This window comes from Pseudonocardia bannensis (genome assembly GCF_012911875.1).
In the GTDB taxonomy this organism is placed as follows: Bacteria; Actinomycetota; Actinomycetes; order Mycobacteriales; family Pseudonocardiaceae; genus Pseudonocardia; species Pseudonocardia bannensis.
This window is the reverse complement of the sequence record NZ_JAAXKZ010000017.1, coordinates 47,813-64,454: the sequence shown is the minus strand read 5'-3', so window position 1 is coordinate 64,454 and position 16,642 is coordinate 47,813. Positions and strand designations below refer to the sequence as shown.

At 69.3% G+C, this 16,642-nt stretch carries 11 protein-coding genes and 1 pseudogene; 4 read left to right on the top strand and 8 right to left on the bottom strand.

What is annotated here, in order from left to right; all coding sequences use genetic code 11:
- Together HF519_RS07480 and HF519_RS07475 are read right to left on the bottom strand one after the other, a co-directional pair.
- Positions 1 to 370 (bottom strand): annotated as a pseudogene (locus tag HF519_RS07480) (ATP-dependent helicase); the annotation flags it as partial.
- Positions 371 to 1,738: 1,368 nt separating this feature from the next.
- On the bottom strand, positions 1,739 to 4,129 hold the full coding sequence (locus tag HF519_RS07475; protein WP_169411467.1) for an ATP-binding cassette domain-containing protein: 2,391 nt from the start codon (positions 4,127 to 4,129) through the stop codon (positions 1,739 to 1,741).
- A 340-nt stretch (positions 4,130 to 4,469) separates the two neighbouring features.
- Here HF519_RS07475 and HF519_RS30305 point away from each other — a divergent pair, with 340 nt between their 5' ends.
- Entirely contained in the window at positions 4,470 to 4,625 is a 156-nt protein-coding gene (locus HF519_RS30305; RefSeq protein WP_211169665.1) for a hypothetical protein, read from the top strand.
- Positions 4,626 to 4,748: 123 nt separating this feature from the next.
- On the opposite strand, the gene HF519_RS07465 is transcribed toward HF519_RS30305, so the two are convergent.
- From HF519_RS07465 to HF519_RS07445, 5 genes are all read right to left on the bottom strand, one after another.
- A complete protein-coding gene (locus tag HF519_RS07465) occupies positions 4,749 to 5,159 on the bottom strand; it encodes a VOC family protein (RefSeq protein ID WP_169411465.1) in 411 nt (136 codons plus the stop codon).
- A gap of 5 nt (positions 5,160 to 5,164) precedes the next feature.
- Positions 5,165 to 5,614 (bottom strand): helix-turn-helix transcriptional regulator, encoded by a 450-nt coding sequence (locus HF519_RS07460; RefSeq protein WP_169411463.1) that lies wholly within the window; start codon positions 5,612 to 5,614, stop codon positions 5,165 to 5,167.
- 49 nt (positions 5,615 to 5,663) lie between these two features.
- Positions 5,664 to 6,164: a hypothetical protein gene (locus HF519_RS07455; protein WP_169411461.1), complete on the bottom strand. Its 501-nt coding sequence runs from the start codon at positions 6,162 to 6,164 to the stop codon at positions 5,664 to 5,666.
- 332 nt (positions 6,165 to 6,496) lie between these two features.
- Positions 6,497 to 8,140, bottom strand: coding sequence for a flavin-containing monooxygenase (locus HF519_RS07450; protein WP_169411459.1), 1,644 nt, complete (start codon positions 8,138 to 8,140; stop codon positions 6,497 to 6,499).
- Positions 8,141 to 8,534: 394 nt separating this feature from the next.
- The gene (locus HF519_RS07445; protein ID WP_169411457.1) at positions 8,535 to 10,382 is read right to left on the bottom strand and encodes a sigma-54-dependent Fis family transcriptional regulator; all 1,848 of its coding nucleotides are present in this window, start codon (positions 10,380 to 10,382) and stop codon (positions 8,535 to 8,537) included.
- Positions 10,383 to 10,723: 341 nt separating this feature from the next.
- Between HF519_RS07445 and HF519_RS07440 the strand changes: the two genes are divergently transcribed.
- The 3 genes from HF519_RS07440 (at position 10,724) to HF519_RS32725 (ending at position 14,765) form a co-directional block, all read left to right on the top strand.
- Positions 10,724 to 11,791, top strand: a complete 1,068-nt coding sequence (locus HF519_RS07440; protein ID WP_169411456.1) for an alpha/beta fold hydrolase — start codon at positions 10,724 to 10,726, stop codon at positions 11,789 to 11,791.
- A gap of 547 nt (positions 11,792 to 12,338) precedes the next feature.
- On the top strand, positions 12,339 to 13,928 hold the full coding sequence (locus tag HF519_RS07435; RefSeq protein ID WP_211169664.1) for an alpha/beta hydrolase: 1,590 nt from the start codon (positions 12,339 to 12,341) through the stop codon (positions 13,926 to 13,928).
- A gap of 120 nt (positions 13,929 to 14,048) precedes the next feature.
- Positions 14,049 to 14,765: a CPBP family intramembrane glutamic endopeptidase gene (locus HF519_RS32725; protein WP_211169663.1), complete on the top strand. Its 717-nt coding sequence runs from the start codon at positions 14,049 to 14,051 to the stop codon at positions 14,763 to 14,765.
- 93 nt (positions 14,766 to 14,858) lie between these two features.
- On the opposite strand, the gene HF519_RS31040 is transcribed toward HF519_RS32725, so the two are convergent.
- Complete coding sequence (locus HF519_RS31040) at positions 14,859 to 16,088, bottom strand: LuxR C-terminal-related transcriptional regulator (RefSeq protein WP_169411452.1); 1,230 nt, start codon at positions 16,086 to 16,088, stop codon at positions 14,859 to 14,861.
- Between the last annotated feature and the right edge of the window lie 554 nt (positions 16,089 to 16,642).

The window sequence follows — 16,642 nt, the reverse complement described above, 5'->3', positions numbered from 1 at the left end:
GGGCGGCGGGGGCCTCCACCGGCGGGGCCTCGTCGACGTCCGTCTCGAGGCCCGTCTCGCTGCCCGCCTTCCGCAGCATGTCCCGGGTGAGCGACCTGGCTTCGTCGGAGACGATGGCGTCCTCGGCGAGGAGCGCCAGGAGCGCCGGATCACGGACGGCGGTCATCGCGAGGGTCGTCGCGGTGTGGTCGAGACGCTTGAGCCGCTCGGCCCGGCGCGCGTCGCTGCTGTTCCCCTCCGCCCGGACCCGGGCGCGCTCCTTGCGCAACAGCAGTGCGACCGCCTGGAACTTCGTGCGCGTCGCGGGCGTCACCCGGCCGCTCCGCAGGGCGGTCTCGACCTCCCGGACGGAGTGCGCGAGCACCGACATGACGTCGCCGCGTTCGCGGCCGCGTCCTCGGTCTCGGGGGGCGTTACGGCGAGCCCTCGTCTGGGGCTGGCCTCGTCGAGCCACGAACTCCTCCTCCGGAATGCCCGGCAGGGCCGCCGTGGCGGCCTTACCGCGCACAGCGCTGCGGTCGGGTCATGGCGTCGCGGGGAGAGGCCGAGGTGTGGCTCCTCCGGAACGCGAGCTGACCCTTGGATCTGCGGAAACGCCACCGCGGGGGCCGGACAGCCCACACCGGACGGCGTGGCCACCGGTCGGCGGTCCAGCACCTATCGCCAAGGTCGGCCATGGTCTGGACCAACAGCGTGCAGCGGTGGCCAGCTTTCTTCCCCTCGATGGTACCGCCTGGCGACGCATGTGGTGACTGCCGCGCAACCTGATGGCGTACTGCGTGACGGCCGAATGACAGCAGCGCGCCGATCGAGGTCGACTGCGTTCGACCTCCACCTGCTCGCCGACACCGGCCCGCGTCACCGCCTCGCCGTCACGGTTCGACGAGTCGGAGGCGGTCGAGCCCGTCCTCGCCTCGCTGGCCGCCGAACCAGTCCCGGCGCCGGACCCGACCGGGACCCTGCTCCTCACGACCGCCGACGAACCCGACATGATGGCGAGCCGCTTGCGCTCCATGGCCGCGGCCGAGCGCCAGCAACCGCCCATGCCAGCAAGTGTGTACGAAATGACCGTGGGGGCGGTTCAGGCAGGCGTCTGTCAGGTCCCGGCGGAAGTCGAGCAGCGACCCCTTCAGCTCGAACGGAAGGCGGGTGCGCGAGGCTGCATTGGCTGAGGAGCCGGGTACCGAGGTGTCGACCTCGTAGTCCGCAGTCCGGAGTATGCCGAGCGAATCCGTGGCTTGGCTCGTGGCATGAGTCCGGTGTTCGCCGTGGTGCGACGGGATCCTCAGAGCGGTGAGTCGCGCGATCGGTGCTGGTAAAGCCTTCAGCGCCGCTCCCTGGTTCCCTCGTAATGCGTAGGTCTGGGGTTCGACTCCCAAGGCGGCTCCGCAGGTCAGAGGCCCCTTCAGGGGCCTCTGATCGTTCCGGGGGAGCGATCGTGGCCTCCAGCTCGCGCGACGCCCGTCGGGTGGAGCGCTCGCCGTCACCGCCCTGGCGACCCTCGCCGCTGGCCGTCTCGCTCCTGCTGACCCTCCGGCTGCCGGGTAGGGACGCCAAGGCAGCACGGGAGATCGACCTGGTGATAGATGAGATCTGCGGGGTGGGCCGGTCGAAGTGGCGTACCCCACCGAACCGTCGATGGAGAACGGGACTTCCGTAAGGAGCGTTATCGGTCACGGAGTGAGACGAGTCGAAACAGATGAGAACACTCGGCTCACGGTGTCCGCGAGGGCCTCGGTCAGGTGCCGACGTAGGCCGCGAGGTGCTCGCCGGTGAGGGTGGAGCGGGCGGCGACGAGGTCGGCGGGTGTGCCCTCGAAGACGATCCGGCCGCCGTCGTGGCCGGCGCCGGGGCCGAGGTCGATGATCCAGTCGGCGTGCGCCATGACCGCCTGGTGGTGCTCGATCACGATGACCGACTTGCCGGAGTCGACGAGCCGGTCGAGCAGGCCGAGAAGCTGCTCGACGTCCGCGAGGTGCAGGCCGCTGGTCGGCTCGTCGAGGACGTAGACGCCGCCCTTCTCGGCCATGTGGGTGGCCAGCCTGAGCCGCTGCCGCTCGCCACCGGACAGCGTGGTGAGCGGCTGGCCGAGGCTGAGGTAGCCGAGCCCGACGTCGGCGAGCCGGTCGAGGATGGCGTGCGCGGCCGGCGTGCGCGCCTCGCCGGCGCCGAAGAACTCCTCGGCCTCGGTCACCGACATCGCGAGCACCTCGCTGATGTCGCGGCCGCCGAGGTGGTACTCCAGCACCGATGCCTGGAACCGCTTCCCCTCGCACTCCTCACAGGTGGTGGCGACACCGGCCATCATCGCCAGGTCGGTGTAGATGACGCCGGCGCCGTTGCAGGTGGGACAGGCGCCCTCGGAGTTGGCACTGAACAGCGCCGGCTTCACGCCGTTGGCCTTCGCGAACGCCTTGCGGATCGGGTCGAGCAGTCCGGTATACGTCGCCGGGTTGCTTCGTCGCGAGCCGCGGATCGCACCCTGGTCGACCGACACCACCCCGTCCCGGCCGGACACCGAGCCGTGGATCAGTGAGCTCTTTCCCGACCCGGCCACGCCGGTCACCACGACCAGCACGCCGAGCGGTATGTCGACATCGACGTCCTGCAGGTTGTGGGTGCCGGCGCCGCGCACCTCCAGCACTCCCGACGCCGTCCGCACCGACGGCTTCACCGAGGCCCGGTCGTCCAGGTGCCGGCCGGTGATGGTGCCGCCGGCCCGCAGCCCCTCGACGGTTCCCTCGAACACCACCTCGCCGCCCTCGGTGCCGGCGCGCGGACCGAGGTCGACGACGTGGTCGGCGATCGCGATCACCTCCGGTTCGTGCTCCACGACCAGCACGGTGTTGCCCTTGTCGCGCAGCCGCAGCAGCAGGTCGTTCATCCGCCGGACGTCGTGGGGGTGCAGCCCGATCGTCGGCTCGTCGAAGACGTAGGTGACGTCGGTGAGCGAGGAGCCGAGGTGGCGGATCATCTTGGTGCGCTGCGCCTCGCCGCCCGACAGCGTGCCCGACGGCCGGTCGAGTGAGAGGTATCCCAGCCCGATCTCCACGAACGCGTCGAGGGTTCCGCCCAGCGCCGCGAGCAGCGGCGCGACCGACGGCTCGTCGAGCCCGCGGACCCACGTGGCGAGGTCGCTGATCTGCATCGCGCAGACGTCGGCGATGCTGACCCCCTGGATCTTCGACGACCGGGCCGCCTCGCTGAGCCGAGTGCCGCCGCACTCGGGGCAGGTGGTGAAGGTGACCGCCCGCTCCACGAAGGCGCGGACGTGCGGCTGCAGCGCGTCGACGTCCTTGGACAACATCGACTTCTGGATCCTCGGGATCAGCCCCTCGTAGGTGAGGTTGATGCCGTCGATCTTGATCTTGGTCGGCTCCTTGTGGAGCAGGTCGTGGAGCTGGCGCTCGGTGAACGTGCGGATCGGCTTGTCCGCGTCGAAGAAGCCGCAGCCGGCGAAGATGCGGCCGTACCAGCCGTCCATGCTGTAGCCGGGGATCGTGATCGCACCCTCGTTGATCGACTTGCTGTCGTCGTACAGCTGGGACAGGTCGATGTCGTTGACCGAGCCCCGGCCCTCGCAGCGCGGACACATGCCGCCGGTGATGCTGAACTCGCGACGCTCCTTCACCTTCCGTCCGGCGCGCTCCAGGGTGACCGCACCCGCGCCACTGATCGAGGCGACGTTGAAGGAGAACGCCTGGGGCGAGCCGATGTGCGGCCGGCCGAGCCGGCTGAACAGGATGCGCAGCATCGCGTTCGCGTCGGTGACGGTGCCGACGGTGGAGCGGGGGTTGGCCCCCATCCGCTCCTGGTCGACGATGATCGCGGTCGTCAGGCCGTCGAGGACGTCGACCTCGGGCCGCGCCAGTGTCGGCATGAAGCCCTGCACGAAGGCGCTGTAGGTCTCGTTGATCAGCCGCTGCGACTCCGCGGCGATCGTGCCGAACACCAGCGAGCTCTTGCCCGAGCCGGAGACGCCGGTGAACACCGTCAGCCGGCGCTTCGGGATCTCGATGCTGACGTCCTTGAGGTTGTTCTCGCGCGCGCCGTGCACGCGGATCAGATCGTGGCTGTCGGCAACGTGCAGCGCAGGCGACGGCGTGTCCGTCCTCGTGGCCGTGCTCATCGTGTCTCCATCCGTTGGGCGGGGCCGCCTTCGCGGTCTCCGTCGGCGTCGCCTGGCTCGATCCGACCAGCTTCCAGCAGTACGTCTGGTTCTCGGTCGTCGGCGCGGTCGCGGCGACGGTCCGCTGTCTACCTCATCGGCGGTACCGGCGGGGTGGCGTTACGCCCGTCCGGCTGACGCCGGCCGCGGCGCGCCCGGCCGAGGCGTCAGACCAACCAGCGGCCGTCGCGCATCAGCTCGCGGTCGAGCATCTGGTTCACCTCGCGCCAAGCCTGGATGCGGCGCGGGGAGATGCGGAACCAGCGGTACGGCGTGCCGGCGCACGCGGGTCGAAGCCGGTGTGCGCGACGAACCGGTCACCTCGCTCCTGCGGCAGCGCGTCGATCTCGAGGACTTCGACTTCGCCCTCGATCATGGACACGTCGTGGGTGAGCCGATGCTCGGCGTCGCGACGACGCTGAGCGCGGGAGCGGGGGTCGGCACTCGTCGGTCGTGAAGCAGCTCGGGATGCTGCCATCAGGGCCGGTGACGGTGGCCGCCGGGCGGCCGCCACCGGCGTCGTGCTCGGGCTCCTTCACGGTGCCGTCCGTGCAGGTCAAGACTGCGATCGCCGACCGGCTCAGCGCAACTCCTGGATGCGGATCAGGTTGCCCGCGGGATCGCGGACGGCGCAGTCGCGAACCCCGTACGGCTGCTCGGTCGGCTCCTGGACGACCTCGGCGTCGCCGGCCTGCAGCCGCTCGAAGGTGCTGTCGAGGTCCTTGGTGGCCAGGAGGATGCCGGCGTAGGTGCCCTTGGCCATCATCTCGGCGATGGTGCGGCGCTCGTCGTCGGTGACGCCGGGGTCGGCGGCCGGCGGGTGCAGGACGATGGACGTGCCGGGCTGGTCGGCGGGGCCGACCGTGATCCAGCGCATCCCGTCGTAACCGACGTCGTTGCGGACCTCGAAGCCGAGGGTGTCGCGGTAGAAGGCCAGGGCGGCGTCCGGGTCGTCGTGCGGGAGGAAGCTCGCGTGAATGGTGACGTCCATGGCTGTCACGCTAGGTGCGGTTCGGTGACCTGCGCTTCTCGATTCCTGATCGGTCTGGTCACCTGCTTCGCCACGCACGACGGCATCCCTTCCGTCGCTCGGGCCGCCTGGCGCCGGTAGACGCTGGGCGGCACACCGACCAGCTCGGCGAAGCGAGTGCTGAAGGTGCCCAGCGACGAGCAGCCGACCGCGAAGCAGACCTCGGTGACGCTGAGGTCGCCACGACGCAGCAGCGCCATCGCGCGCTCGATACGACGCGTCATCAGGTAGCCGTACGGCGACTCGCCGTAGGCGCGCCGGAACTCGCGGCTGAGGTGCCCGGCCGACATGTGCGCGCCGCGGGCGAGCGCCTCGACGTCCAGGGGATGCGCGTACTCCCGGTCGATCCGGTCGCGGACGCGGCGCAGCCGCGCGAGGTCGCGCAGGTGCTGCGCCGCGGCGGGTCTGCTGGTCACCTGCGAGATCGTGCCACGTCACGCCTCGGCGGGGCGGGCGACGGCGTGGTCACGACCCTGTGGTGGTCACGATCCTGTAGTTGAACTTGACGTCGGGACCGTCCTGTACGCGCGCGGTCACGAACGGCGGGCCGCCGCCGCGCGGCGTCAGAGTGACGGTCTGCGTCTCGGTCACCGTCGGTTGGCCGGCGGCGGCATCGGCGTTCGCGACCACCTGGGCGCTGGTCAGGGTGCTGTCGATGTTGATGTAGCCGAACAGGGTCGTCACCGCCGAGATTCGCGCGCCGGTCTTGTCGGTCGCGGTCGTCGTGACCGTCGCCTGCGCGCCGGTGGGCGGGATCGTGCGCGGGATCGTCCAGCTGTGCTCGTGGCTGTATTGCGGCGTGTCGAGGCTGGCGCTGTTCTCCGTGATCACCCAGCGCTCCGGGAACAGCATCCCGGTGCGGTCGATCTCGACGTTGACGAGTTCGAGCGTCTCGGCCGCCTGCGCGTGCGCCGGTTCGCTCGGCCGCCCCGCCACAAAGGCCAAGAGCGCCAGCGCGACCAGCACGCCCAACAGGGCACGACGCCCCACGCGGCAACGCTACAGCCGGTGCTGGCGCGTACGCATCCTTCTTCTGGCCGATCGCTCGGCCGCTGACAGCGGTAGAGGCCCCACACCTATCGGCGAACGATCGTCATGACCGCAGGACTCCGCGGGCTCAGAGGGGTCCCAAGGCCCTCACCGCAGACGGGCCTTCCGCCGCACGCTGCCAGGAAACCTGTCTCCGCCGAGCCGGCGCGGCCGGCGTCCGCGCCGTGCGTGAACCTCTGCGTCATACGCCCCTTCCGCGAGTAGCGGGACGAGCGCCGGCGCCTGGGCGCCGGCGCCCGTCACGGACGTCAGCGGATCTCGAAGCCCTCGTAGCCGGCGGCTGCCGCCTCGCTGCACTTCTCCCGGTAGGTGCCGACTCCACCGGTGTAGGACAGCACCCGTCGGGGCTTGCCAGGGACGTTCGAACCGACGTACCACGACGTCGTCTTGGAGATCAGGTTGGCGGCGGCGGTCTCATCGTGGTGAGCGACCCAGGCGTCCTCGCCGTCCTTCGTCGGCTCGATCACCGTCTTGTCCTGGTCGCGCAGGTGGCCGATGCAGTCGCTGATCCACTCCGTCTGCTGTTGCAGGCAGGTCGTCATGTTGCACAGTGCGGCAGACGGCGCCAGGGGAACGGCGGTGGTGAGCATGTTGGGGTAGCCGTGCACCATGAGGCCCATCGTGGTGCGGATGTCGCGGCCCCAGTCCTCCGCGAGTGACCGGCCGCCACGCCCCCGGATGTCGATGCGGGTGAGCGCGCCGGTGCCGGCGTCGAACCCGGTCGCCAGGATGATGACGTCCAGCTCGTGCACGGTGCCGTCGCTGAGCACGATCCCCTCGGGCGCGATGCGCGTGATGGGGTTGTCGCGCACGCCGACCAGTTCGACGTTCGGGCGGTGGTACACCTCCAGGTAGTTGGTCTCCAGCGGAACCCGGTGGGTGCCGAACCCGTAGTCCTGGGGGATCAGCACGTCGCACAGCCTCGGGTCCTTCAGCCGAGCGCGCATCTTCTCCCGGACGAACTCCGAGACCTCCTCGCTGACCTGCTCGTCGAAGAACATCTCGGCGAACCCGGCCAGCCAGAGCTTCAGCGAGCCGTTCTCGTAGTTCTCCTCCAGCACGTCCCGCCGCTCCTGTGGGGTCAGGTCGGCCCAGATGTGCTCGAAGTCGTACTCGAAGCCGGTGAAGGTGTAGGGCAGGGTCTTGCGCAGCTCGGTGAAGCGCTCCTTGTAGGCGGCCACCTCCGCCGGCCCGAAGGCGGGGTTCTTCATCGGCAGGACGTACTGGGGTGTACGGGCGAAGACGGTCAGGTGCCCGACCCGGTCGGCGATCGTCTGGATCACCTGGATGCCGGTCGCGCCGATGCCGATCACGCCGACGCGCTTGCCGTCCAGGTCGACGTCCTCGTGCGGCCACCGTGAAGTGTGGACGAGCGGTCCACGGAAACTGTCCTGCCCGGGAAACAGCTCCGACAACGGTGCCGAGAGCATCCCGCAGCACGTGACCAGGAACTGCGTGTCGATCGTCTCGCCGCGGTCGGTGCGGACGATCCAGCGGTTGCGCTCCTCGTCGAAGCGCGCGCTGGTGATGGTGGTGGAGAACCGGATGTCCCGGCGCAGGTCGAGGCGGTCGGTGATGTAGTGCATCCATCGCTCGATCTCGGGCTGGTCGGGGAACCGCTGGCTCCAGCTCCAGTCCTTGTAGAGGTCCTCGGAGAACAGGTACTGGTAGATGTACGCCTCGGAGTCGAACCTCGCCCCGGGGTAGCGGTTCCAGTACCAGGTCCCGCCGACGTCGGATGCCGCGTCATACGCACGCACCCGTAGCCCCTGTTCGCGCAACTGGTGGAGCTGGTACAGACCTGCCACCCCGGCGCCGATGATCAGCGCATCGAGCTCCTGGGCCGCGGATGCGCCGTCGACCTCGGCCTTCACTGCTGTGTCGGTGGTCATCTCGTGGTCTACCTTTCTGTGCCCTGGGTCACTCCCAGTGACCTCATGGTCAGCGGTGTCCCACATGCAGGGGGTGTCCCAGATCGGGACGATCGCTGGTCCGGCAGTTGCCGGCGTCCCCGTGAGTCGTTCGGTATCCACGGCGCACGCGCGTGCACGGCGGACACCCGCGGCCCGCAGGCCGTCGTCGGCCACACCGTCGAGCTGCAGGTGCGCTGCCGGGGTCACAGGACTGCCCACCGCTCACGTCGTCAGGCGCTGCCCTGCTGAAGCGGCTTACCGGGCAATGACCTCGAAGGTCGACGGTCGGTTCGATGGGCTCGCGTCGGTCAGGTGCTCACACCGGCTCGTCTGGCGGTCGAGGTTCCCGGGCGCCGGGAGGGTCCGCCGGACTTCATCTCGTGATGCCGTAGTGCCTGATTTTTCTGTAGAGCGTCGACCGGGCCAGACCCAGTGCCTTTGCTGCTGCTACGCGGTTGCCGTTCGCGTCGTTGAGGGCTTTGACGATCGCGTCCCGTTCGACCTCGTCGACGTGGCGAAGTGTGCTTCGCGGCGTGCTGTGGCAGAAGGCCGGAAGATCGTGGGCTTCGAGGGCCCCGACGGGCCGCTTGGACAGGGCGGCGCTCAACGCTTGCTTCAGTTGTCGGACGTTACCGGGCCACCTGTAGCGCATGATCAAACGCAGAGCGTCGCGCGTGAGCCGGACGTCGCGGTGCGGAGCCAGTTCGGCCAGCATCGCCGTGGCCAACGCGGCGATGTCGGCTCCACGGTGGCGAAGCGGCGGGACGGTGACCGAGGCCCGGAAGTAGGGCAGCAGTGCACGGTATGAGGCGTCGTGCGGGGGTGCCTCAGCGGCTGTTGCGGCGAGATGGATCGGCGAATCGGGTTCCGGTGCGCAGTGGATGGCGTCGATCAGACGATCGACGGCCGCCTCGGTCAGACGGTCGATGTCCCGCATGATGTAGAGCGTGGGGGCTGCATCAGACCGCAGGAGGAGGGCGATCGTGTCCTCGGATGCCTGGTTGATGTCCTCTGCATGGAGCGCGATGCTGCGCCCGTTGTCGTGGACCAGGTGGTAGAGCTCGGCGATGAGAGTGAACCGGCCGGTGCCGGGTTCGCCGAGTACGAGCAGCGCGTCGTGAGCCCGAAGCGCCACTTCGATGTCGGCCGCCGCGGCTCCCCACGCGGGGGTCCGGCCGCCCACGCTACCGATGCGCCGGGGCGGCGTACTTCGCGGCAGCGTGGCGGTGTCAGGGTGCCCGGTTCTGGTGGGGACATGCCCGGCTCCCGCCGCGTATCGGCCGGAGAGGCGGACGGGGCGGTCCTTCTCGGCGAGCACGCTAACGACAACGATCATGCCGGCGACCTCGGCGCCGGCCGTCACACGAGTGCCGCGGAGTCGGACCCTGGCTCCCGAGGGGAGATCGAGCTCGTCGTCCACGGTGTTGTGGCGCGCCATGAGAAACCGAGTGTGATCCTGCAGGGCCTCGTGGTCCCCGAGATCGAGCAGCGTCTGCATCATCGTGTTGGCCATGACGACGCGCTGTCCGACCGCCAACACCGCTTCCCTACAGCGGGCATCGATGCGCGTGTAGGCGTCGAACAGGGCTTGCTGGGGCTGGCTGCGATCCAGGAGCAGGTTGTGCTCGATGTCGCGTGCCGCCGAACGGACGAGCGAGTGCATGAGCGGGCTGGACTGGTCGCTGAGACAGCTGACGTCCAGGACTCCCTCGATGCGGCCGCTGAGCGGGTCGCGGATCGGCGCGCCGGCGCAGGAGAACGACTGCAGCGACTCGACGAAATGCTCCGGGCCGACGATGTGCACCGACTCCCCGGACTCCAGGACCGTCCCGACACCGTTGGTGCCGACAGAGCCCTCTGCGTAGCCGAAGCCCTGAGCGAAGTACACGTTGTCCAACAGGCGCCCGATCCAGGCGTTGCTGTCCGTCCGGCTGACTATGCGTGCCCGGTTGTCGGTCAGCGCGACGCTGATCGGGACGTCGGCGACCTCGTCGGACAAGCGCTCGATGATCGGTCGGGCGCAGCGTACGAGCCGTGAGCTCAGGTCGAGCTCGGTGTGGAAGACGCTGGCCACCTCGTGCGGCCGCACACCCGAGGATGCACTGCGCCGCCAGGATGCCGCGACATGGTCGGGCACGCCGTACAGGTCGTCGCTGCCGCTGCTGAGGAAGTCCGCGCGTGCCGTGGCGACGAGCAGCCGCCGTTCCATGCCGTCGTCCATGAGGTACACCCCCGTGTGTCTCCCGACACATGGTGGGCCAGTAGCCGAACCGAGAACCTGTCCCACTATCGGACACCGTCGTGCCTGGGACACAGAACACAGTTGATCTGCGCTCGGGCGGGAGGCGCCCACCGGAACTCCCGTCCGGCGTGCTCCGGTGCGCTACAGGTTACGCCGACGAACGCCTACGGGCGTCCGCCCGGGCGGCACCCGTGGGGACGTCGGACTCACCGTTTGATCGACGAGGAGGTCGCAGCGATGACGGCTACGGACACGACAGCAGCCCCGGCCGGTGTCCGGGCGGGTGCAGATCACGACGTCCTGATCATGGAGGGTGTGGCATGAGCGCCCTCGACAACCCCTTCTACAGCCACGAGTTCCACGGCGACTACGAGCTGATCAGCATCGGTCGCCTGGAACTGGAGGAAGGCGGATCGATTCCGGACTGCCAGCTGGCGGTCGCCACCTTCGGAAGGCTGTCGGAGGCGAAGGACAATGCGATCTTCGTCAGCACCTGGTACTCGGGGACCCATCAGATCTGGCGCGACGCCTACATAGGCCCCGGGCACGCCCTGGACCCGGAGAAGTACTTCATCGTGGTGGTCGACCAGATCGGCAGCGGCCTGTCCACCTCCCCGCACAACGCCAGCGGGCCGAACGCGGACATCGCCATGTCCAAGTTCCCGCACGTGCGGATCGGTGACGACGTGGTCGCGCAGGAGCGGCTGCTGCGTGAGCACTTCGGCATCACATCGCTCGAGCTCGTGGTCGGTGGGTCGATGGGGGCGCAACAGACCTACGAGTGGATGGTCCGGTTCCCGGAGAAGGTCAAACGGGCCGCTCCGATCGCCGGGACGGCACGCAACACTCCTCACGACTTCCTGTTCACCAAGTCGCTGATCGAGGCGATCACCTCCGATCCCGGCTGGAGCGGCGGGGAGTACACCTCCAACGCCGACGTCGTCGAAGGTCTCAAGCGGCATGCCGGCATCTGGGCGGTGATGGGCTTCTCCACCGAGTTCTGGAAGCAGGAGGTCTGGCGAGCTCTGGAGTTCGACTCGAAGGAGGCCTTCATGGCCGGATTCCTCGAGCCCTACTTCACCGCGATGGACCCCAACGACCTGCTGTGCATGGCGTGGAAGTGGCAGCGCGGCGACGTCAGCCGGCACACCGGTGGTGACCTCGCCGCAGCACTGGGCCGCGTCACCGCGAAGACGTTCGTCATGCCGATCAACGAGGACATGTTCTTCCCCGTTCGGGACTGCCGGCTCGAGCAGGAACTGATCGCCGGCAGCGAGCTGCGAGTCATCGACGACGTGCTCGGCCACCTCGGGCTGTTCTCGGTCAACCCCGAGTACATGCCGCAGGTCGACCGGCACCTCCGTGAGCTGCTCGGCACGAAGGTCTGACGGGCGCCCACGAGCAGCAGCTCGTATGGCCCGGAGCAGGCCGGGCGCGAGGGGGCCCGGGGCGGACGCCGAGCTCGCCGGGGCCCCGGCGTCCGTCCCGGAAACCACCGTTTCACGCATCATGTGCCCGCCGCTGCCGTCCTGATCGAGCAAGCACTCCGCGGGCCCGGCGAATCATCCGGATCGGGTGAGGACGTCGGACCCCGGGCATCGCACCGTGGACCTCACCGGTGAGCTTGCCCCCGTGGCCCGCACACCTGCCCTGAGAGCTCGCCGAGCTGTGCCGGGAGGAACGGCGGCTCCTGCTGGAGATCGAGATCCTGAAAGCGTGACTGCGAGAGGCCGGCGCCGGCCTCGCCGCTGTCGACAGCGATTGTGGCCGCACCGCGGCGGTCGGCTCCCGTCGAGCCTTGCAGGTGGTGGGCAGATGAGAACGGTTGATCGAGTCACACCGGCGGGGGATGCCGGTGCCCACGGAACGGGGCAGCCCACAAAGGAGCGGCGGTCGCCGACCCGGTGGTTCCGGTACTCGCTACCGGGACTCTCGATGGCGGTCATCCTGGTGTGCCTGTCGTTCACCCCGTCGCTGCTGCCGCGCAGCGCCCTCACCCAGGGCTTGGTCTGCGGGATCACCGGTGCCATCGGCTACGGCGTCGGTGTGGCCGGGGCCTGGGTCTGGCGTGCCTTCGCCGATCGGGAGGAGCGAGTTGCCCGACGTCGTTCGTGGCAGGTGTTCGCAGTGGTGGCAGGCATTGCGCTCCTCGGCGCGATGCTCCTCGGCCGGTACTGGCAGGGGCAGCTGCGGGCCCTGATGGACATGCCCGCCGACGGGTGGGTGTCGCTGCTGGTGGTTCCGGTCGTCGCGGTCGTCGTGTTCGTCGCGCTGGTCGCTGCCTCGCGTGGGCTGCGTCGGCTCTACCGCTGGATCGCCGTCCTGCTCGGCCGCTGGATCGGTCCGCGCGCAGCCCGCGCCCTCGGGTGGGCTGCGGTCGTCGTGGGCACGGTGTTGCTCGTCAGCGGCGTGGTGCTCGACGGACTGGTCACGCTCGCCGACAAGGCGTTCTCCGTGCGCAACGGGTCCACCGAGGCCGGCGTCGTCCAGCCGGTCGTCCCTCAGCGGTCGGGTGGGCCGGGGTCGCTGGTCACGTGGGAGTCACTCGGACAACAGGGCCGGACCTTCACCGGACGAGGCCCGTCGCCTGAGCAGATCGCCGCGTTCACCGGAGCAGCGGCCGGCCAGCCCATCCGGTCCTACGCAGGGCTGGACTCCGCCACGACGACGGAGCAGCGTGCGCGGCTGGCCGTCGACGACCTCACCCGGGCGGGCGGGTTCGACCGCGGCACGGTGGTGGTCATGACGACCACCGGTTCGGGTTGGGTCGATCCGGGCGCGGTGGACTCGATCGAGTACCTCACCGGTGGTGACTCGGCGACCGTCTCGATGCAGTACTCGTACCTTCCGTCGTGGATCTCCTACCTCGTCGACCAGGAACGGGCCCGCGAAGCGGGCCGGGAGCTGTTCGACGCCGTGTACGACCGGTGGTCGAGGCTCCCCCTGGACCAGCGGCCGCGGCTGGTCGTCGCCGGAGAAAGCCTCGGCTCGTTCGGCAGCGAGACGGCGTTCAGCGGCGAGTACGACCTGCGGAACCGAACCGAGGGCGTCATCTTCGCCGGTCCACCCAACTTCAACGTGCTCTACCGGGAGTTCGTCGACGGGCGCGACCAGGGCACCCCCGAGATCGGTCCGGTGTACCGCGGGGGCCGCACCGTCCGATTCACCCGCGACCCCGCCATGGCCGTCGAGCCCGTCGCATCACCGTGGGACGGCTCCAGGGTGCTCTATCTCCAGCACGCCTCGGACCCGATCGTCTTCTGGAGCCCCCGGCTCATCCTGCGCCAGCCGGACTGGCTGACCGAGTCCCGCGGCCCGGATGTCGTCGGCGCGGTGCGGTGGATCCCATTCGTGACGTTCTGGCAGGTGACGGCGGACCTTCCGTTCGCCACGGCCGTTCCGGACGGCCACGGCCACGTCTACACCCGCCAGTACGTGGATGCATGGGTGCGCGTGTTGCAGCCGCCCGGCTGGACCGAGGACAGGGTCGCTCGCCTGCGGGAGCTCGTTTCGCCGAGCGGCTGACGCCGGGCGGGGACGTGGCCGTCCTCGCGGTGCGCTGCGCCACCCGGACGAGCTGTCGGGAACCTCGGACCATCCCGTGCAGGTGATGTGGGCCCCGTGCGGCTTCCACACGATCGGCCGGTGGCGACCGTTCCGTCGAGCCGCAGAGCCGACCGGCCCCGCGCTCTGGTGGCCATGGTCGGCATCCTGGTGCTCGTCGCCGTTGCGGGGTGGTTCGGGCCACGCCGAACCATGCTGATCGCCGGGCCCCTCGGCACAGTGCTGGTGCTGCTCCTGGCCCGCGCTGCCGGCTTGAGTGCCGAGGACGTGGGCCTGGGTCGGCGCTCCTGGCGCCGGGGCGCGGTGTACGCGGGTGTGTGTGTCGCTTCGGTCGCGATGGTGTACGCGGTGGCCGCCGCGCTGCCCGCCACCCGCTCGGCATTCCTCGACGAGCGGTACCGGATCGAGCTGGGTGCGGCGGTGCGTACCGCGTTCGTGGTGATCCCGCTGGGCACGGTGCTGTTCGAGGAGGTGGCCTTCCGGGGGGTGCTGTGGGGGCTGGTGCGTTCCCTGCACGGCGCGGCTCGGGCGACTCTCGTGTCGTCGGTGCTGTTCGGGTTCTGGCACGTCCTTCCGTCCCTCCGACTCAACCGGGTCAACCCGGCCGTCGCCGATCTCGCGGGGTCGGGCCGGGCAGGGCAGGTGCTGGCCGTGGCAGGTGCGGTCTTGTTCACCGGGTTGGCCGGGGTCCTGCTGTGCGAGCTGCGCCGGCGCAGCGGCAGCCTCCTGGCCCCGGTCGGACTGCACTGGGCGGCCAACGGGCTCGGCGTCCTCGTCTCGGCCGTCGGGGCGCGATGACGGTCGAGGCGTGGCGGAACGAGATCGGTTACTCGAAGCGCCGGATCGCCGCGATTACTGTCGGTAATGATCGGGCCCAGGCTCTCGGCACCGTCAGTACCGGCTTTGGGCCCGCCCCCGCTGTTCGAGCGTGAACCACCGGGAGACCGCTTCCGCCCGGTTCGCCGCACCGAGCTTCCGCAGAATGTGCTTCACGTGTGATTTGACCGTGCCCTCGGAGATGAACAGGCGGCTCGCGATCCCCGCATTCGTCTCGCCGGCCGCCATCAGCCGCAGCACGTCCCGTTCCCGACGGGTCAGTGGTAGTTCTGCCGATTCATCCGAGTGATCGGCTGCGCCCCCTGAGGTGATCTCCGGCCATCCCGGGCGGGCGCTGCTGTCCTTGATTCCACAGCTGGAGAAGTCGTCGACCAGTGATGAGACACCGTTGGCGAGGCTGTTGACGGCAGCCTTCAGGCTGCTCAGGCGGTCCAACAGCGACGCTCGTTGGAGGGCGTACCCGAATCCTTCGGCGAACATCGACAGCATCTCGAGGTCGAATTCGTCCATGTTGCGCCGCTGGTAGTAGCAGTCCGCGTGGAGGAAGCCGATGACGCGGCCCTCCGGCATGATCGGTGAGACGGCGTACGAGCGGGAGAGCGTGGCGTCCGCGATCTGGCGATGCACGTGCGGGCTCCGCAGGACATCCAGGACCACGAGCGGCACCTTGCGCCGCACGACCTCGGACTCGACGAGTCCCGGGTTCAGCCTCTGCGGGTTCTCGCGGCCGATATCGCAGACCTCGGTGGCCCATTGCTGATCGCCTTCGAAGTAGAGGTTCTCCGTGATCCAGAACGAGTCGTCGATACGGGAGAGGATCGCTCGGTCGAAACCGAGACGGCAGATCGCCGTGGGAGCCTGCTCGATCAACTGTTCCACGGAGCCGGCCCCGTGCAGATGCGCGAGTGCCTCGCGAACCATCTTGAAGGCCCTCGTGCGACGCGCGAGTTCGGCCTCGTGCAGGCGATCGCCCACCGTCTTGACCTTGACGAGCAGCTCCGTGAGGCCGTTGCTCGTCGCCAGGTTCTCCGTGGCCCGGGAATCTCCCCGTAACGCCTCGTTCGTCAGGGCCGTGATGGTGGACAGCATGTCCCCGGCGGATTTGAAGTCGCCGACTTCCTCGAACGGCGGCAGCTCCTCCCGGGCGACCAATGCTTGAGCTGTCGTGATCACCTCGTGCAGTTCGCTCAGGTTCGCACTCGGCAACACGACTCCAGAGGTGTCCCACAGATCGCCTGGATCCTGGGCCTTCATGAGGTCGACGCGATGGACAGCAGATTGCATGACACCTCCTTGAGTGACCGCATCATTGCGGGTACTACCGAGAGCATTGCCATCGTCGCACTCTGTGATGAACGTAACGCTGGGTGACCGTAGCACACGGATCAAGGGCCGTCGTCGACATGCGGGGCCGGTGAGGGGTCGGGACACCGCACACGGCGGCCCGGCTCAGATGGTTGAGATCGCCGCTTCGGGCTGACGGGATGGCCGCGATTGCGAGCTCGGCGCGACCCCCACGGCCCGGCGCCGGTCCGGCCGAGTGCCGTCACCTCCCGTACGGAGGATGTAGATCCCCCGGCGGGAAGACGAAGTCCCGGCACGCGGCGCGGCAACATCCCCGAGCGGCGAATCCGGTGCCCGGAAATCGCTGCTGCTCGTGACGTCGCGAGTCCACGACGGTAGGCGCGCGAGTCGCGTCCCTCTACGAGACGCCGCTCATCAATGTGTTCCAGGGGACCTGACCGAGGGAGTTCGATTGGCTGGTCATCGCCACTGCGCGGGGTCCGCATCCTGCGCCCGGGCGACCGCGGCCGGGGCGACGCCCGTGGCCGGCGGCG